This is a genomic window from Gilliamella sp. WF3-4 (genome assembly GCF_001690275.1).
Classification (GTDB): domain Bacteria; phylum Pseudomonadota; class Gammaproteobacteria; order Enterobacterales; family Orbaceae; genus Gilliamella; species Gilliamella apicola_C.
The window spans coordinates 273557-297214 of the sequence record NZ_LZGW01000017.1 but is presented as its reverse complement, the minus strand read 5'-3'; the positions used below and the strand labels follow the sequence as shown (position 1 = coordinate 297214).

The 23658-nt window shown below is 34.1% G+C and carries 16 protein-coding genes, 1 pseudogene and 1 riboswitch; of the genes and pseudogenes, 4 read left to right on the top strand and 13 right to left on the bottom strand.

Translation table 11 applies throughout. The annotated features are described in order from the left end of the window. Nucleotides 1-48 precede the first annotated feature (48 nt). A complete protein-coding gene (locus A9G47_RS04680; protein ID WP_065642298.1) occupies nt 49-270 on the bottom strand; it encodes a Flp family type IVb pilin in 222 nt (73 codons plus the stop codon). Nucleotides 271-764: 494 nt separating this feature from the next. On the opposite strand from A9G47_RS04680, the pseudogene A9G47_RS14610 reads away from it, so the two are divergent. After that, nucleotides 765-1302: pseudogene (locus A9G47_RS14610) on the top strand (transposase); the annotation flags it as partial. 44 nt (nt 1303-1346) lie between these two features. On the opposite strand, the gene A9G47_RS04675 reads toward A9G47_RS14610, so the two are convergent. Beyond that, on the bottom strand, nt 1347-1568 hold the full coding sequence (locus A9G47_RS04675) for a Flp family type IVb pilin (RefSeq protein WP_065642297.1): 222 nt from the start codon (nt 1566-1568) through the stop codon (nt 1347-1349). 224 nt (nt 1569-1792) lie between these two features. Between A9G47_RS04675 and A9G47_RS04670 the strand changes: the two genes are divergently transcribed. Then, nucleotides 1793-3406 (top strand): sulfatase-like hydrolase/transferase, encoded by a 1614-nt coding sequence (locus A9G47_RS04670; protein ID WP_065642296.1) that lies wholly within the window; start codon nt 1793-1795, stop codon nt 3404-3406. A gap of 231 nt (nt 3407-3637) precedes the next feature. On the opposite strand, the gene pbpC is transcribed toward A9G47_RS04670, so the two are convergent. The 11 genes from pbpC to coaA all read right to left on the bottom strand — a co-directional run bounded on the left by pbpC (nt 3638) and on the right by coaA (nt 21211). Continuing rightward, nucleotides 3638-5935 carry a penicillin-binding protein 1C gene (gene pbpC, locus A9G47_RS04665; RefSeq protein WP_065642295.1) on the bottom strand — a complete coding sequence of 766 codons (2298 nt, stop codon included), beginning with the start codon at nt 5933-5935 and terminating at the stop codon, nt 3638-3640. Between the two features lie 115 nt (nt 5936-6050). Continuing rightward, nucleotides 6051-11204, bottom strand: coding sequence for an alpha-2-macroglobulin family protein (locus A9G47_RS04660; RefSeq protein WP_065642294.1), 5154 nt, complete (start codon nt 11202-11204; stop codon nt 6051-6053). Nucleotides 11205-11485: 281 nt separating this feature from the next. Beyond that, nucleotides 11486-12136, bottom strand: a complete 651-nt coding sequence (locus A9G47_RS04655; RefSeq protein WP_141673684.1) for a 7-cyano-7-deazaguanine/7-aminomethyl-7-deazaguanine transporter — start codon at nt 12134-12136, stop codon at nt 11486-11488. A gap of 71 nt (nt 12137-12207) precedes the next feature. Then, nucleotides 12208-12864: a 7-cyano-7-deazaguanine synthase QueC gene (gene queC, locus A9G47_RS04650; RefSeq protein ID WP_065567964.1), complete on the bottom strand. Its 657-nt coding sequence runs from the start codon at nt 12862-12864 to the stop codon at nt 12208-12210. A gap of 28 nt (nt 12865-12892) precedes the next feature. Further along, entirely contained in the window at nt 12893-13366 is a 474-nt protein-coding gene (gene queF / locus A9G47_RS04645; protein ID WP_065567963.1) for a preQ(1) synthase, read from the bottom strand. A 2-nt stretch (nt 13367-13368) separates the two neighbouring features. Then, nucleotides 13369-13413: riboswitch (PreQ1 riboswitch) on the bottom strand. A gap of 84 nt (nt 13414-13497) precedes the next feature. Then, nucleotides 13498-16455: a bpX6 domain-containing protein gene (locus A9G47_RS04640; RefSeq protein WP_065642293.1), complete on the bottom strand. Its 2958-nt coding sequence runs from the start codon at nt 16453-16455 to the stop codon at nt 13498-13500. A gap of 3 nt (nt 16456-16458) precedes the next feature. After that, on the bottom strand, nt 16459-18225 hold the full coding sequence (locus A9G47_RS04635; RefSeq protein WP_065642292.1) for a hypothetical protein: 1767 nt from the start codon (nt 18223-18225) through the stop codon (nt 16459-16461). Continuing rightward, nucleotides 18215-18637, bottom strand: a complete 423-nt coding sequence (locus A9G47_RS13500; RefSeq protein ID WP_081297920.1) for a bpX5 domain-containing protein — start codon at nt 18635-18637, stop codon at nt 18215-18217. The genes A9G47_RS04635 and A9G47_RS13500 overlap by 11 nt, the downstream gene beginning before the upstream one ends. Then, on the bottom strand, nt 18630-19724 hold the full coding sequence (locus tag A9G47_RS04625) for an AAA family ATPase (protein WP_065642291.1): 1095 nt from the start codon (nt 19722-19724) through the stop codon (nt 18630-18632). The genes A9G47_RS13500 and A9G47_RS04625 overlap by 8 nt, the downstream gene beginning before the upstream one ends. 88 nt (nt 19725-19812) lie before the next feature. Beyond that, complete coding sequence (locus A9G47_RS04620; RefSeq protein ID WP_065642290.1) at nt 19813-20250, bottom strand: DUF1090 domain-containing protein; 438 nt, start codon at nt 20248-20250, stop codon at nt 19813-19815. Nucleotides 20251-20275: 25 nt separating this feature from the next. Then, complete coding sequence (gene coaA / locus A9G47_RS04615) at nt 20276-21211, bottom strand: type I pantothenate kinase (protein ID WP_065567958.1); 936 nt, start codon at nt 21209-21211, stop codon at nt 20276-20278. Between the two features lie 169 nt (nt 21212-21380). On the opposite strand from coaA, the gene yihI reads away from it, so the two are divergent. Beyond that, the gene (gene yihI / locus A9G47_RS04610; protein ID WP_065567957.1) at nt 21381-21893 is read left to right on the top strand and encodes a Der GTPase-activating protein YihI; all 513 of its coding nucleotides are present in this window, start codon (nt 21381-21383) and stop codon (nt 21891-21893) included. 327 nt (nt 21894-22220) lie between these two features. Then, on the top strand, nt 22221-23591 hold the full coding sequence (gene hemN, locus A9G47_RS04605) for an oxygen-independent coproporphyrinogen III oxidase (RefSeq protein WP_065642289.1): 1371 nt from the start codon (nt 22221-22223) through the stop codon (nt 23589-23591). Nucleotides 23592-23658 lie beyond the last annotated feature (67 nt).

The window sequence follows — 23658 nt, the reverse complement described above, 5'->3', positions numbered from 1 at the left end:
AATCATCATCCAATAAAATAAATTAATACACCTTAGTTCGTAATTAACCTAGGCACTAATAGTAGCTGTTAGTTTGTTCTTCAGAGAACTAAATACTTCAGTCAACATGGTTTTCACAGGACCGTTTTGTTTATCAAAGATAACTAATACTACTGCCGCAACACCAGCTGCAACGATAGCATATTCAATCGCTGTAACACCTTTTTCGTTTTTAACAAATTTGCCTACAAAATTTCTAGTTTGAGCACGAAGTGCTGATAAATACATCATAGTTTTCTCCTTTAAATATTTCTTACATTTCTTTTATTTTAAAATATCACTTTCTAATCAGAAAGTGGGTGTATAATATACTCAATTATATTATTTGCCAAGATGGCAAATAAAAAATAATTAGTAATAATTTATTATTAATCATAGAAATAAAAACCAATCGCTTGATTTTTTAGCGTATTTTTTTCATAAAATGTTTTTTATCAAAAATTTAAATGGAAAAATTATTTTTTATTAGCAGGATTTCCTCGAATTGCTTACATATTTTAGCTAAAATAAAATTCAGGTATCTCTAAGGTGTAACAGAATTTAAACCTTTATGTGGTTTAATTGTATGGTAAAAGTTAATAAAATCCGAGGTTGGCTTGTCAACTAATTGCATCGATAAATGCTTCTTGTTCATGCTACGTTTCCATTAATGTACTCGTTCAACTTTACCATTGGGTTGGGGACGGGCGGTTTTAGTCAACTTTTGATTGATTTTATTGGCTTAGCAAAGCTTATTAATCGCTTGTGTTGATGGCTTGGTTGTTTTCCTGAAGCGATGAATATCATTTACTCACAAACAGCGGCTCAACTTTGCGTTATTCATCAAATTCGTCATTCAATTATGTATGTTGCATCTAAACATCACAAAGCCTTTATGAGTGATTTGAAACTTGTCTACAAGGCAGCGTCTCGTGATGCGGCAATTGATGCGTTAGATGAACTTGAGTGAAAATGGGGCGATAAATATCCAATAATCATCCAGTCGTGGCGCCGTAAATGGAATAATTTATCAGCTTATTTCCACTATGCTGACCTATTCGTAAGGTGATTTATACTACGAATGCTATTGAGCCTATTCATCGATAATTTCGCTAATTAGCAAAGACAAAAAACGGTTTTCCTATGAAAATAATCTGCTCAAGCTGCTGTATTTGTGTTTGCAAAATGCGGAGAAAAAATGGACAATGCCAAGCCAAAATTAGAATTTAGCATTGTCACGATGATATTTTTCCTAATCGTCTTGATAAGGTGCTCTCTTTGTGAATTAAACTGACACAGAATTATGAACGGCCTCATACTGGATATTATTACCAACTACTAATCACTTCTAATCGATTTTTTATCGATGAAAATACACCATCAAACAAATCATACATAATCGACCCCGATCTTCCTTGAAAGATAATTAATACGGTTGCCGCAATACCTGCCGAAATAATGGCATATTCAATTGCTGATACAGCTTCTTTATTTTTGATAAATTGCGTAAAAAAATCTCTAATCTGCGTATTAGCTACAAGCAAAAACATTATTTTCTCCTTTAATATTATTTATTTGTACATACTTATATATAGAATACGTTGATATTAGTAACAAATAAAGTATATTTTTTAACAATAAATAACATATAATTATAATTTTCGTCATCCACCTTTTTTATATGAAAAATTTCATATAGAAAAATTACTTTGTTATAAGAGCAATCGTTTACTTGCCGCATTAATTAATAATAAAAAGGGATAAGAGATAAATTATGAAAACATGTAAAATTATAAAAAATAATCAACGGCTAATTTTATTGCTAGTTTATACCGTTCTTAGTGCTGTTTGGGCTTATATCTTTATAATAAAAACTGATACCTTGTATAATAAATCTGTTTTTGGAAAACCTTTATTTTATATAGACTGGATAACAACACTATGTTTTATAGTACTTGTGCATATAGGCGTCTATAGTCGCCATTATTTTATTGTTGGGATTAGTACACTATTTCTATTCCTATTTTTATCCGAAATTAGTTATTTCATTTATTATGGAGAAGTAATATCAACAGGCGTGCTTGATTCTATTATAGATACGACTTCTAATGAAGTTTTCTCAATGTCTAAACAAGTTTTAATTATAATAGGTCCCGCATTTATCGCAACAACTCTTATTTTATTTATTTTTAGAAAAATAATTGCTGCTAAATTTAAATCCATTATCCCCTTCTTCTTTTATATAATCATTTATATAATCGCTTTATTTATTGTTACTGTTATAACAACAGATTCATCTTTAAATAATGACATTAAACGTGGTTATTATAAAGGAAGTGCAAACCTACTTCGTTTTACTCACCCTGTTGTTGTGGGTAACTTATCCTATCTTTTAGCTAGTTTTGCATCAACAAATATCTATTCTAGTACAAATGAAATTGAAAAATTTAATGAAGCTATTCTTTTACCGCCCAATAAGCCTGATAACGATTTAGTGGTATTAATCATGGGGGAGGCCTCATTAGTAACCCGATACAGCACCTATGGTTACCATAAACAAACTACGCCTCTTATGACCAATATTTTTAGTCAAAATGGTGCTTGTATTATTCAAAATAGCCACTCGGCAGCCGCTTTTACAAGAGATTCGTTACCATTAACGCTTTCGTTTAATATTCCAGAAAGTGATGATAATTTATTTAATAATAAGTCGATTATTGAAATGGCTAAATTCAATCATTACAAAACCTATTGGCTAGCCTCACCTCTTCAAGGGATTAAAGATTCATTTGAAACTAAATACGGTTTTATTGCACGTAAGAGTGATGTTGTCACTTTTGGTGAAGACAGGCATGATATTCATTTAAGTGAGTTATTAGAAAAAACACTTCAACAAGACAATTCACCGAAAAAATTCATTTTTGTACATTTACGAGGAAGTCATCAACCTTATGAAAATTATGATGAAATTGATAAGCAAGCTTTACCTGATGCTGAAAAATATGATCTGACCATCCATCATACAGATCGTACAGTGAAAGCATTGTATGATGTTATTAACAAATATAGCGATAATTATACCTTAATTTATACCTCGGATCATGGCGAAATCGTTAATGTTGGGCATGGTGTAAACAACACAAATGTTGACCAATTTTTAATTCCGTTTATGTTTATATCAACAAATGATCGTTATAACTGTCAATTTATAGAGTCGTTTCGAAACCCAACTGGTTATTTAAGTGGGTTGATGAATAAATATATTTTATCTAATCTTTTAGGGTACAATGTTGATCAAACTATTCTGAACAAAGAAAAAAATAATGATCGTGTTTTTATGCCTGATGGTAGCGTTATGCCTTTTTTAAAATTTTATAATAATGATTAGGTTTTATTATAATTTTTAATCAATAAATTGCGATACCTAATATAAATTTTACAATACAAAAATAAAGGAGGCATTTGTTTAATCTGATGGAAGAAAAGATCAATTAACAATATGCTCCTTTAAATATTTTACTCTGATACTTGTATACTATACTGAGTAATACAGTGAATAACGCTAGCAAATTCTACAAACAATGTTCACCTAATAGCCATAAGTTTGCTTTATATATGATTAATCGAGAATAAATGCCATTCGCACAATTTGCCCACTCTGATCTAACAATAAAAGGTTATGTAAGCCTTTTTGAGTGATAGTTAAAGATGCTTTTTGCTCGTTATGGGTGTGCGCAATGAATTCGCCATCTAAAAACCACCATTTATCACCATTGCCACCTTGTGGTGTTAAATCAATGGTGACATCGTTTTGCCCTGGTAGGCGTTTTACCAATTGCTTATCGCGCAATCCGATAATATTCAGTGGCGAAAAGGTATCTTTACCAAGAATGGGGCAATTTTTATCAACCTCAGGGAATCTTGATTGTCGGCGCTCTTTGGGTAATAACCAATTTTCTAATGCTATTGGCCAAAGTGCAATTTGTTTTTTATGCGCATTGCTACAATCTGCTGATACTCGTTTTCCTTTATCATTTACCCAAATAGTCGCCCAGCCAGAGCGATAGATGTTATTATTAAGCGATGCAAGAGTATCAAGCGTTGGCGGTACCATGTTATTTAATATCCAAGCACTTTTTTGACGATGGCAGTTTTCATCAGTTATAGGCAGTATTTGCCCTGATGGCCAGCAAATTTTGTGTAAGGTAACGGTTGCTGGTTTGGTCACCACGGGTAATGGACGATTCAATCGCCGTTCTTTATTTAATAATAGCGTGTTAACCTGTCGCAAAATTGGCACCGCTGTGATAGCACCATATTGGCCAACAACGGGTGTACCATCTGGGCGACCAACCCAAATACCAATTAAATAGCGAGGATTGATACCTATTGCCCAAGCGTCACGATAGCCATAACTAGTCCCTGTTTTATAGGCAAGTTGTTGGTTATTAATTAACATTTGCCTTGTGATCCATGCACTTCCATCACTAATAAATGGTTTACTTAACAGTAGTTCGGTTTGCGTAAATCGTAAAGGACTGACTTGTCCATGACGCGCAAAGGCACTATATGCGCTAACTAAATTATCCATTCTTAGCGATGCGCCTCCTAATATATATGAAATATTAGGATTATTACCAGTAGATACAAGGGATAAACCAATGTCCACAAGGTTACCGGTAAATCTTTTAGGACCATAGTGTTCAATTAGCTGAACCGCTGGTAGGTTTAGCGAATTTTTTAGCGCTTCTGAAGCACTTACAGGACCATAAAAGCTCTTATCAAAATTAGTAGGAAGGTAATCAGAGTTAATTCGAGGCGTATCTTGCAATAATGATTCAGAATGAATCATGCCATCATCAATCGCTAATGCATAAATAAAAGGCTTTAATGTTGATCCTGGTGAACGTAGTGCACTGATCATATCAACCTGACCAAATCGTTCTTTATCATTAAAATCAGCTGAGCCAACATAACCTTTTACAGTCATATCGGTATGATCGACAACTAAAATAGCAAGTGAAGTTTTAGGTGGTAACTGGTTTTTTCGATTTCTAGCAATATCTTCAAGATTATATTGAAGAGATAGATCAATATTTGAATGAATAATGTCAATATTAGGGTATTGTTGACTGAGTCTACGAGCTAATAAAGGCGCAAGCTGTGGCTTTTTACGTGGATAAACCCAGACTTCTTCTTTTTGAACTTGCTTTATCATATCGGGCGACCATATTTGGTATTGAGACAATCTTGTTAGAACTTTATCTCGAGCTTTTTTGGCTCTTTCAGGATATCTATCTGGGCGCAAACGACTAGGAGCTTGAGGCAATATAGCTAATAAGACACTTTCGCTACGCGTTAATGCTTTTGGTGCTTTACCAAAATATGACCAACTGGCAGCACCTAAACCTTCAATTGTGCCACCAAATGGTGCGTGGTTAATATATAAAGTTAAAATTTCATCTTTTTTGAAGTGCAACTCAAGTTGTAGCGTTCTAAACACTTGTTTCAGCTTACCTATCATGGTGCGATCGTGAGGGTAAAGCAGCCTTGCAACCTGCATTGAAATAGTACTACCACCTGAAATAATTTTTTTATTGGTAATATTTTGCCAAGCTGCGCGCAGTAATGATGCTAGGTTAACGCCAAAATGATGATAAAAATAGCGATCTTCATAATTTAATAAAGCATCAAGATAATCATTGGGCACTTCATCTAATTTGATAGGATATCGCCACACACCGTTTTCGTCAGCAAATCGCCAAAGCGGAGTGCCATCTTGTGCAAGAATTGTTTGTGTGTTTTTTTGTTTTGCTATTGATATTGGAAATAAGCAATCGGCAACAAAAAAAATACCAACTAATAGTAGGATTACAAAAAGCAATAAAGCCAGAATTTTTAGCAGGCGCTTTTTCATTTTTGTCAAAAAGCCTCAAAAAATCTATGGTTCAATATAAAATGGTACCGCTAACTTTCGTTAGCGGATCATCGTTTTGTTTGTATTTTATTAATCAATTCTAATACCAATGCTATTATTGCTCGGCATTATTCGATTCTGATTTGCGTTCAACAATAGACATGAAGTTAAGCGATTGGCCAACAGCGAATCTATCTGGGCGGTACATTGATTCAACATAAGGATACGGAACCCTATAATTACCAGCTGTTACAGCCCGAACTAAGTAAGCTACACGTGAACGATAAGAATCTTCACTCACATAATGATTGATATCAACCGCAGCAACAAATCTATCGTCACGGAATTCTTGATGTTTGATATCATTACTATCATCATCTTTCAATAGATTAGCTAATTCAGGGATCGTCTGTAAGCTGACACTACTGTTAGTTAGATTTTGATTTTCTATTTCAAGTCCAGCAGGTAAGAAATCAACGATTAATGCATCATGAATAGCTTCTTTATGAGCGTTGACATCTAATAAAACCACCATTAAATCACCTACTTTTATCTGATCAGGTTGGATTTTATTTCCTTTTAAATCATAATAAGAGCGATTAATTGTTAATTTATTTTCATCACTTGTTGGCGCAGGGGGTTTTTTACCATAACCAGAAACGGTCAATTTAATATAAAGTGGCTGTGCATTTTCTGGATTCGAAATCGTTAATCCATTTGCTAAATTAGCAAAATCGAGCGAGCGTGATAAGCTAGTATCTACATCATTGCTCTGTTTATTAATTGTAACATTAAATTGCTTTGAAGATTTATGTTGATCCAATGACCAACCCGCCACAAATAATGCACTAAGCTCTTGGGTTGAAAAATAGCGAGTATCATTGAGTAAATCAGATAAATGGATTAAGTAGTCAGCTTGTTTATCAATACTCAACTTGTTTTCAATCAATAAAGCTAAAATTAACGCATTATCACGAACTGCACTCCCATACTCTCCAAGCCAAGGATATTGATTGTCGTAACTTTTTGTAAATACTTGTGGCATTAAGCTGTTATAGATATTTTCAAAACCTACAAGTTTGGCTGATAATGCTAATTGAGCAACTGGCAACGGCGAAAACACCTTAAAATCGCTTTCGGTGATCTGTTGATACATTTTATTAATTTCATTACGTACAGGTGCAGTGATTTTATTTTGTTTGGTTAGTACAACTAAGGCATAAGCTTTAGTTGCAAATTGCGTGTAGTCGCTTACTTGTGAATTATCATTATAGTTTTGTAAACTATTAAATGCATTCACATCATAAATATATTGGTTAATACGAGAAATAGCCGCATCAAGTGCAGCATTATTAACATTATAACCACGCTCTTTAGCTTGCAATAAAAAGTCGGTCGCATACACGGTTAACCAATGATCTTCTGAACTATCTTTAGTCCATAAACCAAAACTACCATCATTACGTTGCATTGATAATATTCGAGAAATCCCTACTTGTACTTTTTCGCGACGTTTGGTATCCGATTCAGTTTTGATTCCTAATGCAGCCAACTGTTCTTGGTTTGCATATAATGATGGCATTAAGCTACTAATAGTCTGTTCTAAACAGCCATACGGATAGGACAATAACGACTTGATATACTGAGCTATATTCAGCGGTGGTTGATTTGATACAATCAATTTACCATCAACCGTATTTTCAATCATTTCAGCAATACTCTCTTCAGGTAAAACCCAGCTGTCACCACCATTTATTGCTGTCGCATAGTATTTTGTGGTCGCAGCATAAGCAGGTCTAACGCCTACATGCCATGAACGTTTGATTTGGTAATTTGAACCATCATCTAACAAAATCCCTTTAACATTAATTGTTATAGATCCTTGCCCATAGCCATAATTAGCAACAACAGGCAATTGAATAATCTGCCTTTGCTTGCTTTCTAAAGTTATTGCTGTAGTGTTTACCGAATTTTGAAAAATCAAACCTCCTGTTGAAACTTCAAGCTGTATTGTTTGTTTTTTTTCGGTTAAATTATGAAGATTTAGCGCTAATGTGGCTTGATCACCACCAGATAAAAATCGCGGAGTGGATAGCTCTGCAATCACTGGTGAAGCAACTATCATAGTTTGTTCTGCTTTACCAAAACGGCTATCATCCCATGCTTGAGCCATTATGCGCAATTCGCCATTAAAATCAGGTAAAGTAAGATTAACAACCCCCTCACCTTCATTGTTCAGTTCGATAGTTTGCAATTGCTGGGCAACAATATTGACGTCAGTTAATGGTGTTTTCCCCCCCGTATTTTCTGCGCCGAGTAAAGCATCACCCCCAAAACTTATATTTACATTACGCCCTTTGCCTTCAATCAATTTGCCATATACATCGTAAAGATCAACATTATAGCGTTTACGCCCTAAGAATGCACTGTATGGGTCAGGTGTTGCAAAACCAGTAATGTTCAATACCCCCGAATCAACGGCTGAAACCAATACGGTTACTTTGTGATCTTGTTGTATTGCGTTTTTATCTATTTTAACTTTAATTGGAATTGTTTTTTCTGGCTCTGTTTTTTGCGGAACGTCAAGGCTCACGGTTAATTGACGATTTGACGTGTCAATTGGCAAATAAAGTAAACCAATTGCTCGTTTAATTGTTTGTACAGCAGCATCGGTTGATGGGCGAATGATCATAGCATTAATATAAATATCATGGCGCCCCCAGTCTTTAATTGGTATCTCAACATCTAGACCTTGATCATCAACAGTAATATCTTTTTTCCATAACATTCCGTCATTGGTTTCAAGTGAAATATAGCCTGATCCAGCAACAGGAGCTTGTACACGTACTTTAGCGGTATCACCAACTGAATAAGCAGTTTTATCAAGGCTTAGTTTAACTTGATCAGGCCGAACAGCATTTGTACCATTTGTGTTATCTTCCCAATTGTAACCACTTCGAAAACGTAAACTACTGCTAATATTATTTGTAGTATCAACAATTTCAATACGATAAGATCCATAATCCTCTGTTTGATAACTTACTTTAGCTGTACCATTTTCATCAATAGTTAGTGGTTGTTCTTGAACAACAAATTCATTGGAATTAGATTCTTGGTGCCACCCCGCATCGTCAGACCAACTCCAATAATAGTTGCGACGTTCACGAATAATTTTTGCCTTTAAATGATTTGATGCTAGCTTTTTTCCGTCAGTATTGACATAGGCAACTTCAAATTCAGCATTAGCGCCTTTATCAACTGTGGGACTATTTTCATAACGATCTGTTGACCAATCATAATAAAGCGATTGAGAAAACAACGCACGTACCACAGGCATTTTTTCAGTTGGCCAAATTGTTTGGCTTGCATAACGCGTAACAGGGCGCCCACCAGAATCAAGCAAACTTGCTTGTAAAATAACTTTAATTGGAGAGCTTAATTTACCCCAATCGCTAGTATCAATGCCAACTTGTGCAATCCCATTTTTATCCAGAACCATGTCAATATTATCAAGTTGGCGATCAAGATTATCATCAGTCACACGTCCAATTTTATAATTGGCTAAGTTAGCAATTGAATCTGCTTTTTTGAGATAAACATGACCTTCTAAGTTATTACCTATTGCTGGAGCACCATAAAGGTACCAACCTTTAACATTAAAACTGACATTCTTATCCAAGATAACCGGCTTGTCTGATGCGGTTGTAATTTCCATTGCCATGCGTTCTGGCAAAAATTCTTCCACATGAAACCCGGCATAACGGTAGTTATCATCACCTAGATTAAAACGAAAAGCCCATTTACCTGTTGCTGCATTAGCAGGAATAACATATTGCCACTGATATAAGCCATTTGAGCCAGCTTTAGCATTGATAGTAAAATTTTCAACAATTTGATTATCAGGTAACATAACATCAACCACAATAGGTTGGGTTGGCAATGGCTTACCATTAGCATCACGTAAAAGCGCATTAAAATAAACCGTTTCTTGAGGGCGATATAAATCACGAGCGCCAAAAACAAATAGCTGTTTTTGATAAAAAGCCGAACCGACTAAGTTATACTTGCTTAAATTTAATGCATTACGATCTAAATTTACAAAAGAAATTTGTTGCCCTTTATTTGTGGTAAGTAAAGCATAATCCATACCTTTTGGTAAGGTTACTTCAGCATAACCGTCTGTATCAGTTTTAGCTAAAATAGTGGAACAGTTTTTATTGCTCTCTCGAATACTTTTATTACATAAAATCAATATATCAACGTCGCCAAGAGGCTGACCATTGTCTAGTGCATGCGTAAGCACTGATAATTTACCATTTTCATATGCATGAACAGCAATACCAATATTGCTAATCGAAAATAGTGATGTAGGGTTGGAATAATTGTAAGTTCCCGCTTGATTCATAACAGCAAAATAAATACCTTCTTGCTGTAATTGAGAAATTGAGGATAAGTCAAGCAATACCGTTTCTTGAAAATTACGTTTAGGGTTAAGATCAAAGCGAGATGAATAAACTAAATCAGCAAATTTATTGATATTATTTGAGTTCCAACTTGTTATTTGATTAATAAACCCATAATCAGAAATAAAATCCGATAAATGTTCAGGTTTGATTTTAAAGAAGTTAACATCAATTTTATTAACATTAAGCGTAGTAATCGGTAAACCACTCATTGATTTGCTAGGCAGTAAAACACCACTATTGGCAAAACCAACAAACGGCTGGCGATCTTGAGTTTTAAATTCGGTTTGGTAGACTTCTTTTAAACTGTTGCCATTAATTGCAACTAACATTTTATCGATAGTGAGCTCTAATTCACGGTTGGGTTCAAGGTATCGATGCCTTAATTCGAGTCCATTATCTGACAGCTCCCAAGCTCCATCAACATTACCCATTTTTTTATCAACTAAACGAAGCAAATTAGAAAAATTAAGCTTAGGATTTAAAGGAACAGAAAAGGTTACAACCAACGTGCTAGAACCATCCAGAATGGTTTCGGAACTATCTATGACCGTTAAGGCCTTACCATGATATTTTTCGATTAATTCTGGTGTGGGATTAAAAACCGTTGTTGGTGATTGATCTTGCGCTATTTTATTATTTTCATTAGGCTCACCAATTTTGGTCGTGTTGCTGTTATCAATAACTTCTGTTGCTAATTGCGGTGATGATTGCTCTGCATTTACTGTTTGTTCTATTTCTTTATTGTCACACCCCGCTAAAGCTAACAATAGGCTAAATATAGCTAAATGTTTTACTAATGCCATACTTTGTCCACCTCCCACCTCATATTTTATTATTATTGATATTGATTATATTTTATATATATATTATGCACAGTTCTTCGCTTTTTAGCAAAGCGTGTAGCAACAGATTGAGCAATTTTATTGCAAATACCAGAAAGAAAAACCTCAATAAAATCAATAGCTTTTCTGAACGTTTTTTATAATCTTTATTGCATGCATTGAAAATAGAATTAAAACTCATCAAAAATAATTAATGAGTTTTAGTTTATTAAGATAAGTCAATGGAATTTAGGTTATAACGATTAATTAGTTTTGGAGACAAACATTAATTTTTTTAGGATAAAATTTAAAATCACACCATAAAGAGGCAAAAAGAATAAGCCACAAATGATAATTTTAAAACTGTAATCCATTAAAGAAATTTCGACCCAATGATTTGCCATAAATTCATCGCTACTTTGATAAAAGGCAATAGCAAAAAAGACAATAGTATCAATACCATTACCAAAGATAGCCGATGCTGTTGGTGCAACCCACCACGATTTATTTTTTCTTAAATAGTTAAAGACAGTAATATCCATCAATTGTCCAACTAAATAAGCGGCAAAACTTGCTAATGCAATTCGAAAAACAAAACTATTAAATTCCGTCAATGCCGATAAACCAACCCAATGTGTTTCAAAAAATAGTACGGAAATCACATATGAAAATAGCAATGCGGGGAGCATCACCACAAAAATTATCTTCCTAGCTAAACTCGCTCCAAATACCCGAATAGTTAAATCGGTGGTAAGAAAGATAAATGGAAAAGTAAACGCCCCCCAAGTGGTTTGAAAACCAAAAATATCAAATGGAATTTGTACTAAATAATTGCTGGAAGCGATAACCAAAATATGAAAAAACGAAAGCCAGCTTAGAGCCTTGATTTGCTGTGCGTGAGTAAATTGGTTTATATGTTCTGAATTAGCGTTCAGGTGCATAAATTTGTCCTTTTTTAATGGGGTAAGTGAACCCAGTGTTTCAATTAATTTGAATGATTAAGGTATTGTGTTAATCCTTTATCTCGAAGAATACAGCTCGGGCATTTGCCGCATCCACCATCAACTCCGTAATAACAAGTATGAGTATGGTCGCGGACATAATCCAAATAACCTAGTTTATCAGCCATTTCCCATGTTTGAGCTTTAGTCAAATACATCAAAGGGGTAATGAGATTGAAATTATAATCCATAGCAAGATTCATCGATACATTCATTGATTTAATAAAAATATCACGACAATCAGGGTAGCCACTAAAATCGGTTTCACAAACGCCAATAATAATGTCACTAATACCGTGTTGCTTGGCATGACAACCAGCCAAAAGCAAAAACAGCATATTACGTCCATCCACAAAAGTATTAGGGTAATCGCCTTCTTTGGCTGCGGTGATTTGTTGTGAATCATCAATCAAAGCATTATTGGTCGTCTGTTTAATCACCGAGGTATCCACCACGGTTTGCTTAACGCCAAGATCTTCAACAATCCACTTGGCTTTTTCAAGTTCAATAGCATGACGTTGACCATATTGAAAGCTGATGGTTTCGACGTTTTCACGACCATAATCAGCAATGGCTTGCAGTAAACAGGTAGTAGAATCCTGCCCACCAGAAAATATCACTAGTGCTTTACGAGTTTGCATTGAGAGTTTCCTGTTAGGGTAAATTGAATTAGCGATTATCGACTTTTTCAGGATAAAGATCGTGATTAGCCAAACGGCTCATCGCTATTTGTTCCCAATTAGTGCCGGCTTTACCATAATTTGCATAAGGATCGATAGAGATTCCGCCGCGAGGGGTAAATTTTCCCCAGACTTCAATATATTTAGGATCCATTAGTTTAATAAGATCTTTCATAATAATATTGATGCAATCTTCGTGGTAATCACCATGATTACGAAAGCTAAAGAGATATAGCTTGAGCGACTTACTTTCAACCATTTTAATATTAGGTACGTATGAAATATAAATCGTCGCAAAGTCAGGCTGCCCAGTGATAGGACAAAGGCTAGTAAATTCTGGACAATTGAACTTAACAAAATAATCGTTAGTTGGGTGTTTATTATCGAACGTTTCGAGTATTTCAGGACAATAGGTTGTAGGATAGCGAACAGATTGATCGCCAAGTAGTGTAACTTTATTCATAATTTTCCTTAGTTTTTTAGCGTGGGAGGTTCACGAACCACGTAACAAAGCGCACACCATACTCTTTTTAAATAAAAAAGTCTAGTGCCATTAAGGCGCCATTAATTTATCCAAATTCTCACCTATTAATGTTAAATCGAAAACGAGGTCACTTTATTTTCCTTAACGTTAACGTGTAATACTCGACCTTGTTTATCAAAGAAACAATATTCACCATCAATGCAAAAACCAGAAACAGGCATTGATGAATGCCAATTAATGATCATTTTTATCTGGTTGCTATCAGGGTGATATAAATGAATATTATAACCAATACTATCTTCTTGATTCACACACAGCGCAATTATCTGACCAATTGCTAAAACATGAAGATTCTTAAATTGTTTCTCACTCATCGTTAATGGAATTACTTCATAGTTAAATTTATTAAAAACATGTGATAATTGATTGGTTATATAATCATATTTTAAATATGATATTCTTAACTCATCACTTAACAATACGTTATCACCATCATTTTCAATATCTCGTCTATTTATTAGTCTACGTTCAGGAATACTATAGTAAAATGCTTCACAACAATTCTCAGGATTAACTGTTAATATTGCCTCTTGATGATCTTTTATTGCTATTTGTAACACAGAATTAGGCGATAAATCGACTCGCCAAACAACCGCTAGTGTATTGCCTATATTAATCACTTCAATACAGTTATTATTAACAATTGTCCAATTGATACCATCAAATGTCCAATGACATTGCTGAAATTGGACAACACCTAAATCAATGAATTTGCCAGTACTTAAATCAAGTTTATGAATACGGTAATAGTTATTTCTTTTTACCAATGCCAAAACCTGTAAACGATTATGAGATATCACTAATCTTTCAGCTGGAATCATAAAATGAGCAAGTTGTTTACCTTGCCTATCAACTTTAATGATGCCTGCTTCACCTAACGCCAATAAATAATTATTATCAGTCAAGACAGCCATATGATAAATTGAACGGTAACCTGCTTCTGGGCAAATATAAAGAAGAAGCCGATTAGATTCTAATAAAGGCTTATGTCTTGCTAAAGTTAACGAAGAATTGGGCATATCAATTTTTAAAGATTTATCTTGAGTGAGCTCAATCAACTTTGCTATATCTACTTTGGTAAATTCATTTGGATAAGTGACTACATCAGCTAGAATATTGTTAATCAATACACGTAACAAACTTCGTAAATTTTCAATATATTGTTGTTGTTCTAATATTTGTTGAGCAATACCTAATCTTTTTTGATAAAAATCTGGGTTATTTTTTATCTCCGTCAAGCGATCTTCAAGTTTATCAATCGACTCAGGCATTAATATTAAACGTTTAACTATTGCTTTTGCATCTATTGCCTGTGCATCTAGTTTATCAATGTTATTAAACCATTCTTCAGCAAGATAACGATATTTTGGTAATGGCCAAATAACATCTATCGCTGCTAACCATTCCGCTCGATCAGCCAATGCATTTGCCCATTCTAATCTTAACCTATCCACTATTTCTGGTTGATCTTTTTCAAGCATCAAAATAGCATTAGCAAAAGCATTATCACGCCTTGCTATCATCACTGCTTTATTCCAATCATTTGCTAAACAGCAAAGTTTTATGATTAATTCAGGTTTTGCATCACGCGCAATAGCTAATTCCATGGCTTGTTTGTAACGCTTTCTTTGCATTAAAAATTCTAAGCCTTCATCCAAATTATTTAACAATTCAACCAAAACAAAAACCGCCTCTTCCACTCGATCTTGTTTGGCTAATTTTTCAAAACTCTGCTGATACAAAACCTGCAAATGCTTTTGTAATTTCTCCTCAAGATAGATTGATGATGAATTACCATAAACCGACTCGCTCAAAGATAATTTATTACGCGGTTTAGGGACACCAAAAGCTTGCCCTTTTGAAGGGCTATTGTTATTAATCGGAATTGCATAGCGTAAAGCGTCTTCTAAGTTACCTTGCTCAAACTTTTTTAACATGGTTTCGATATAATTACCTTGCCGAAGCGCAATCAAATGGCTTAGTTTAGAAACTATTGAAAATAATGATAAATAATTACGCCATCGGCTTGGTTTTTGTTTTTCGCGATTCTGACGAGCAGGCAAAGGAGAACTATTAGGATTATAAGTTTGCGGCAAATCACTACTCTTTATCTTGTAAGCAAATGTTTTTACTTTAATTTTATTAGAAATCTCTCCTCGTTTAATTGCTTTAGCATATTTGACAGTTTTGATTATCATGCTAATAACCATAGCAAATAAGATAACTCCCCCCAAAGTTAACAATAAAGTAGCTAAAATTTGATAATTATTATTAATAGGGGAGTCTTGCAAAGCCGAAACAGTATCTGAATTTTTATATCTAAAAATCGCCAATAATCTTAACAATATAAATATAAATATAAATGTAAATACAAAATAAATCCATAAGGGAAAAGGCTTTCTTTTTTCCGCTGCATTAGTAGCGCTAGAGTTAGTCTGTTGATCAAAATTTTTTTGCTGGCTTTTTTCCCTTTGCTCATTAATATATCTCATCATTTTAGGGCTTGGAGAGGGTATTTTACCATCAAATATTTGGCCAATGGGTTTACCATCTTCTGTAAAGTCAAGCAAATCATCATAAACAACTTCAATAGTATAATCTTCTGTTTCAAATAATTGATATTTATCTAAATCTACCCACTGAGCAGGATCGATTTTAATTGCATCGTCATAACTGTATGAAGTAATTGCATTACCCGAAACTAACACTAAATCATAATACGCTACTTTTAATTCAAATTTGTCAGGCAAAAAGGTGGAGCACAAAATGCCATTTTGAAAAATTAGTGGCCAACCTTCCAAGCCATCACAATTAAGCATTTTTGTGGTTGAAAATTTCAGTAAATCACCTTGTTTAAATTGATAAATTGAACACCCTAAAAACCAATATTTTATTAATAACCGTCGTCGTTGTACGCTATCAAACCATTGAGCAGGAAACCATATACCAGCAATATTTTGTGTCCCCTTTAAAGTCGGGGTTCGTATGAAGTTAACCGTATTTGTCATATATTAATCAATTTTACTTAATTTTAATCGCATAGATTGTGTTATAAATGAATATAATATTAATTCACCTGCGTCAGTAGTGACTGTAAATGATTTAGCTAATGAGTTATAACTATAACTTACGATCTTATGTGGTGAACGCAAACAAATATTTATGCTATTAGTGACATAATCAAATAGCGCAACTTGCTTTTTATCATGATTTATCACTAAAAAGTGGGTTCTACCATCATACGAGTCATAAAACAATCCAAATACAAGCCATTCATTAGGTACAGTAACATGCATCGACTCTTTTTCAGCGGTAAATACACGCCACAGTTGCCCATCACCAATCGCTAAACGACCAAAACCTTTTAGCCATAATTGTTCAGCCGTAAGAAGGTACTGCAAATTAGACTTATGTTTAATTCCAACCAAACGATAAGTATAAGTACCTGCATTATAACCTGTTAAACAGAGTCTATTTTGATCATCAAAATAGAAATAATAAGCAGCACTATCATGCAATTTAAATAGTGCCACAACATTTTTATTAATAGTTTGAAGTGAAATTACTTCATTCTTTTTAGGTAAAAAATATAAAGAACACAACAAACTATTCGAATCAATAAACAAAAAAGTGGACCCATGTACATTATATAATCCCAAAAAGGCAATTAATGGTTTGTCTTTATCTATATTCAGGTTTTCGACCAGCTCAAACCTTCCACTATTGGCCTGCCATAAAAATAGCCTTTGCTGATCGTGAAGCAGTGCCACAATTCGCTTTCCTTTTAAATCCATCCCTAATACAGAGCCACTTAAGTGGTGATATTGAATCCGACAATTTTTTTTAGGCGAATGGATCCCTGTAATGTTAATACAATAAGCCATTGTACTATCAAGGTTTAATGTCAAAATACATTTACCATTTGCCGAAATAATTGGATTAAATCCAATATTTATTGGAACAACAGACTGCTGTATTATTTCTGCATAGTCACTATTGCTAGCAAATTGCCCCGCTAACATTTTTTCACAAAATATTGGAGCGGGTAAGCTTAAATAACAGTGTTTTGACATTATTTTGCTATTTATTGTTACCGATAGTTTTTCAGGTGATTTAATTAATCGTTCAATATTAACTTGGTGTGTTGAAAAAGCTGTAAAAGGGGGATTCGCACCAATTAACCAACATTCATCGTAAATTTGTTCCGACTGTTCAAAATAATTAGCCCAATGACGATACATTTTATCCGTTGCAAGCGTTGTAGTCCGCTTGTTTAGTAAACATCTTAGATCGCCAATATCTTTAAATAATCTTAAATTAGGCCGATTTTGAATAATGCCCCAATAAAACTGACTTTGGTGATTATGAGAACGAATCTCTAACAATAACATCAAAATTAGGTGAACAAGGCGAGATACACCTAATTGTAGAATACCACAATCAAATAAAGCAATAATAACGCCATTCGCCTTGGACTTTTCTTGCATAGGGGTAAAAAAAAGATGCTCATAACTCACTGCTCGGCGAATAAATTCATCAGGTTCTTCTTCCGCTATTAACCATTCACTTGTCAATAAATGATCATAGCTGCCACGTTTTTTTAAATCCCCTAAACCTGATAAAAATTGTTGATCTTTCCATCGGCTTTCTTTTGTTGGTCCTAACAGGTTATTAAGTTGTAAAAGTAGATCCGCTACTATCGGTTGCAAATTTTCATCGAACCATGATAACCAAGGTTGCCAAGCTCGAAACGGTTTGGGTAATGGATTATTTGACATATTCAAGAAACTCTTTGGTTAATGGCCACTTTTTAGCTAAAGGAATAACCGCTTTAGGCTGATCCCATAAAAGCATCTGCTCACATTTAAACTTATAACCAATAGCTTCAGCCAATAAAAACAAAGATATCGACGGTTTAGCATGGCATGGTAACCAAAGCCGTGGTTCTTGGCTATCAATCATCGCATATTGCACACCATTTACCCATGGTAATAACGAGGATTCACCAATAATCACAACAAAATTATCACCTTTAACAAATTGATATTTAGATAAATCATATTTACTTAAGTTTTGTCTAAGATGATTAAACAAGCGTGGGACAACATCATTCCAAGCAACCACAGCGACAGGTACTACTGGATCATTATTAAGTTGCCAATGCCATTGAATATAAGTATCACTACACATTCTGGGCTATCAAATCAATTAATTGCGTTCTTAACTGCTTTAGTTGCTCTGGAATGGTATCAACGGAATAATTGGCATCAATTTCACGTAAGACACTTTCTATTTGTTGAGCATCATTATTTACACAATGTGTAGCAAGCTCTATCAATCTTTCTAAACGAGCGTTGGGTTGTTGAGCTGCTGACTCCGTAGCATAAAAAAGTTGAGAATTATTAGATAATGTAAAGACATCTTTTAATATCTCTTGCCCTCTCTGCTGCGTATCAATGGTAGGTAAAACATAAAACAGTGGCCATAAATCTTGTTTTTCAGCCTCAAGCCTTCCATTAACCAAAGCTGCTGCTGCAATAAGCTTTAGTGTTTTAACTACACGCCTATCCGATAAGCTAACGCCATTTTGTCGGAGTAATCTAATTGCATCCGCAAACGGCGAAAAAATTTTATCAAGATTAACATTTTTGACTTGCTCACTTAGCTCAGCAAGTTCATCTAAAGATAAGGAAGAATCTATTTCAGCATATTCGGCTTGCCAACCACCAGCAAGCATATCTTCGATGAAGTTATCTGCAACAGGTTCAACAAAAAGATGGAGTAAAAAGCGATCTGCAAAAGCAGCCAAACCATCATCATCAGGCAAGCTATTTGATGCGGCAATACAAATTTTTAACGGGCAGGTGATTTTCGTGTGACCTCGCCGAAATTGGCGTTCATTTAAAATACCTAATAATGTATTTAAAATTGCAGTTGAACCTAAAAAAACTTCATCTAAAAAAACAATTTCTGCCTCTGGTAACATACCACTAGTATCTGTTTCAACCTTTCCTTCACGAAGTTTTTTAAGATCAACGGTTCCAAAAAGTTCTGAAGGTTCGGTAAATCGACCTAACAAATATTCAAAATACTGACCATTCATCGTTTTAGCTATACGCCTTACTACCGCACTTTTCGCTGTACCAGGTGCTCCAATGACTAATAAATGCTCTTTAGCAATTGCAGCAAGGATGATAAGTTCAGCTAGTTGTTCTCGACCAATAAAACCTTGAGTGGCAACCTTAATACATTGCCTAATTTTAGATACGTTTTCCATTATATTTCTTTATATTTTTTAGATTAAAATAATTCAAATCTTATTTTGGTCAATTATAATACAACTATTTTTCAAAATAATACAATTGTTATTTAGCTTTAATTTCTTCATAAAATTCAGCTAATTTAGTTTTAGCTTCGTTCAATTCTTTTTGAGTTTCACTTAATTTTAGCTTTTGTTTAGCTATTTTTTGGGCGTCTCCTTTTGCTTGCGCTTTAGCTAAAGCTTGCTCTTTTTCGGCAACTTTTTTAGTCTTTTCAATTACTTTTTCGGTGTATTTAGCTTTTAAATCATCATCATTACAATATGTATTGATATCATGTAATGCTTTTTCAAGCCCTTGAGCTTGGCGCAAGTTACCCGCCTTTTTTGCCTCATCAATTTGTTTTTCCATAATGTGTTTTTTGCTAAAACAAGTTACACCTTGATATTCGTCATGATTTGCTGCATAAATATTAGGTATAAAAGCGATAGCTGTTAATACTAAAAAAATTAACTTACAAATTGATCTTATTGTTAATTTCATATCGATCTTCTCCCCCCTTTTTAAATTATTTTCTTAATTGAACACAATCAACTTTATGATCTTTACCTTTGGTTAGGATAAGGCTGGCTCTTTCCCTTGTTGGTAGGATGTTTTCTATTAAATTCAATTCATTAATTTCATGCCAAAGACGGTTTGCGATGTTAAGCGCTTCTTGCTCTGGCAATTTTGAGTAGTGATTAAAATAAGAATTGGGATCGCTAAATGCTCCTGCTCTAAATTTTAAAAAACGATTGACATACCAATTGTGTAATAACGATACATCGGCATCAACATAAATTGAGAAATCAACATAATCAGAAACAAAAACACGATTATTGGCTTGTGCATAATTTACAGCGCCTTGTAACACATTTAATCCCTCAAGAATTAAAATATCAGGGCTATCGAGAATAATTTGTTCATCTTGAACAATATCATAAACTAAATGAGAATAAACGGGTGCTTTAACCTGTGCTTGACCAGACTTAATATCAGCAACAAAATTGATCAGTTTTTTAATATCATAAGATTGCGGAAAGCCCTTTTTATTCATTATTCCACGTTCTTCAAGGCATTTGTTGGGGTATAAAAAACCATCAGTTGTCACCAAAGCCACTTTGCGATGCTCAGGCCAACGAGATAATAATGCTTGCAATACACGAGCTGTAGTACTTTTCCCCACAGCAACGCTTCCTGCTATACCAATGATATAAGGAATTTTTTGGCTTTTGCCTAAAAATTTAGATAAAACAGCCTGCCGACTAAAACTATTGCTAATGTAATAATTAAGCAATCTAGATAAAGGTAGATAGATATCACTTACTTCATCCATTGACAGATCTTCATTAATGCCTTGTAGCGAGACTAACTCATCACAAGTTAATGTCATTGGCTCTGCATTACGTAAACTAGCCCACTCTTTACGACTAAATTGCATATAAGGGCTTAAATGATTGTTCATGTTTTATGTTTCTCTATTGCAATTAATTCTCAAATAGTTGGCTCAGATTATACATAAATCTCATTTTTTACAATCACAAATTAGCATTGATGCTTCATCATAGCTATCTGGTCAAGTTACTGTTAAAATACTAGCTAAATCTTTAACTCTGGTATTAAATTGAGATTGTATGTTAAAAAATAAATCGAAACAAAAAACTAAGAAAAGCCGTCAAGAGATCAATGAAGAATCTCGTGAACTAAAGCGTAAACGCAAACATAAAGGTTTGCCAAGTGGTTCCCGCTTTAATAATCAAGAAAATAACAAGAATAAAAATTCGACAAAAACAGTCAAAGATCCACGTGTGGGTAGCAAAAAGCCCATTTCCTTAATTACGGAAACTTCAAGTAATGTCACACAAGCTAAACAACCTACTAAACCAACTAAAATGGTTTTATCATCAAATTTATCTCCACAACAAGAGTTAGAACAACTAGAAAATGATCCAAAATTAGATAAGTTACTGGATTTAGTCGAGCAAAATAGCAAACTAACTAAAGAGCAACAAACTTATCTTGATAGTAAATTAAATCGAATTGATGAGTTAATGCAACAGCTCGGTTATACTGACGACGATTTTGATGATATTGAAGATCAAGACGACAAGAAAGAAGATATTGTTAGTTTGTTAAAACGAAACTAATGGTAGGAAAATATAATTAATACTCATGATTGTATATTTCTGATATGCGAGCTGGAATGCCATTGTAATAGTTAAGTTTCGGCTCGTGATTTAATGTCACAACCTTTATTTTTTATGCCTCTAATTAATAACTTAAAAGCGAGCGAATCATAATGCCAATATTAATTATGCTAAGTTTATATTTTGGGTTATTAATTTGCACATTGTTATATTTAAATAAAACCAATCAAATAAAAATTAAAACAAAAATTAGAAATCATCGAAAACTGATAGGAAAATTCGATAAAAATAACAGCACTAAACAGAGATTTAAACGGAAGTAACAGCATGACTGATATGCAATTATGGGATCAGGCGTTAATTGAAAAATATAACTATTCTGGTCCAAGATATACCTCTTATCCTACTGCACTTGAATTTAATGAAGAATTTAGCAAGCAGGACTTTTTATCGGCCGCCACACGTTACCCTACAAAGCCATTATCGCTTTATGTACATATCCCGTTTTGCCATAAACTTTGTTACTTTTGTGGTTGTAATAAACTCATTACTCGCCAAACCAAAAAAGTCACCAAATACCTCGATATTTTGGATATTGAAATTGCCGCACGGGCAAAATTATTCAAACAACGCACAGTAACACAAATGCACTGGGGCGGGGGTACACCGACTTTTTTAACTGATGATGAAATTACTCGGCTGATTACTTCGCTAAAAACGCACTTCAATTTTGCGGATAATGCCGAACTGTCGATCGAAATCGATCCTCGTGAAATTACGCCACAAACCATCGACCACTTAGCGAGTGTTGGTTTTAATAGGTTGAGTATGGGGATTCAAGATTTTAACCACGAAATCCAAAATCTAATTAATCGCAAACAAGATGAAGCACTAATACGTTCTCTTATCAATCAGGCACGAAAAAATCGTTTTCACTCTATTAGTCTAGATCTAATTTATGGTTTACCCAAGCAGACCGTAGAAAGCTTTACCGAAACACTCAATAAAGTGATAGATATTTCACCCGATCGTTTAAGTGTATTTAATTATGCTCATTTACCAGATCGTTTTGCCGCGCAACGTAAAATTAAAGATGATGATTTACCAAATGCCAACCAAAAATTGCAAATTTTACAAACCAGCATCCAAAAATTAACCGATGCTGGTTACCACTTTATTGGTATGGATCATTTCGCCAAACCCGCCGATGAGCTGGCTATTGCTCAGCGAGAAAATAAATTACACCGCAATTTCCAAGGTTATACAACACAAGGGGACGCGGATTTACTTGGGCTGGGCGTGTCAGCCATTAGTATGTTAGGTGATAGTTATGCGCAAAATCAAAAAGATCTGAGTAGCTATCAAAGTCAAGTTGAACAAAAAGGTCATGGATTATGGAAAGGATTTGATTTGAATCAGGATGATATCATTCGTCGTGATGTAATCAAGCAACTCATTTGCCACTTTTATCTAGATAAAAAAGCAGTAGAAGAACAATTTCATATCCAGTTCGATAACTATTTTGCTGAAGACTTAAAACTACTCGCGCCATTGCAACAAGATGAATTAGTCACCGTAAATGATCAGATAATTAAAGTTCAACCTAAAGGACATTTATTGATACGCAATATTTGCATGTGCTTTGATATTTATATGCGAAAAATGGCAAGGCAACAGCAGTTTTCTAGAGTTATTTAATTTGAAGTCGTTTTTTAAATTACGGCAAAGCGCGTGAGTGATTTCTATAAAATAAATATTATGATAA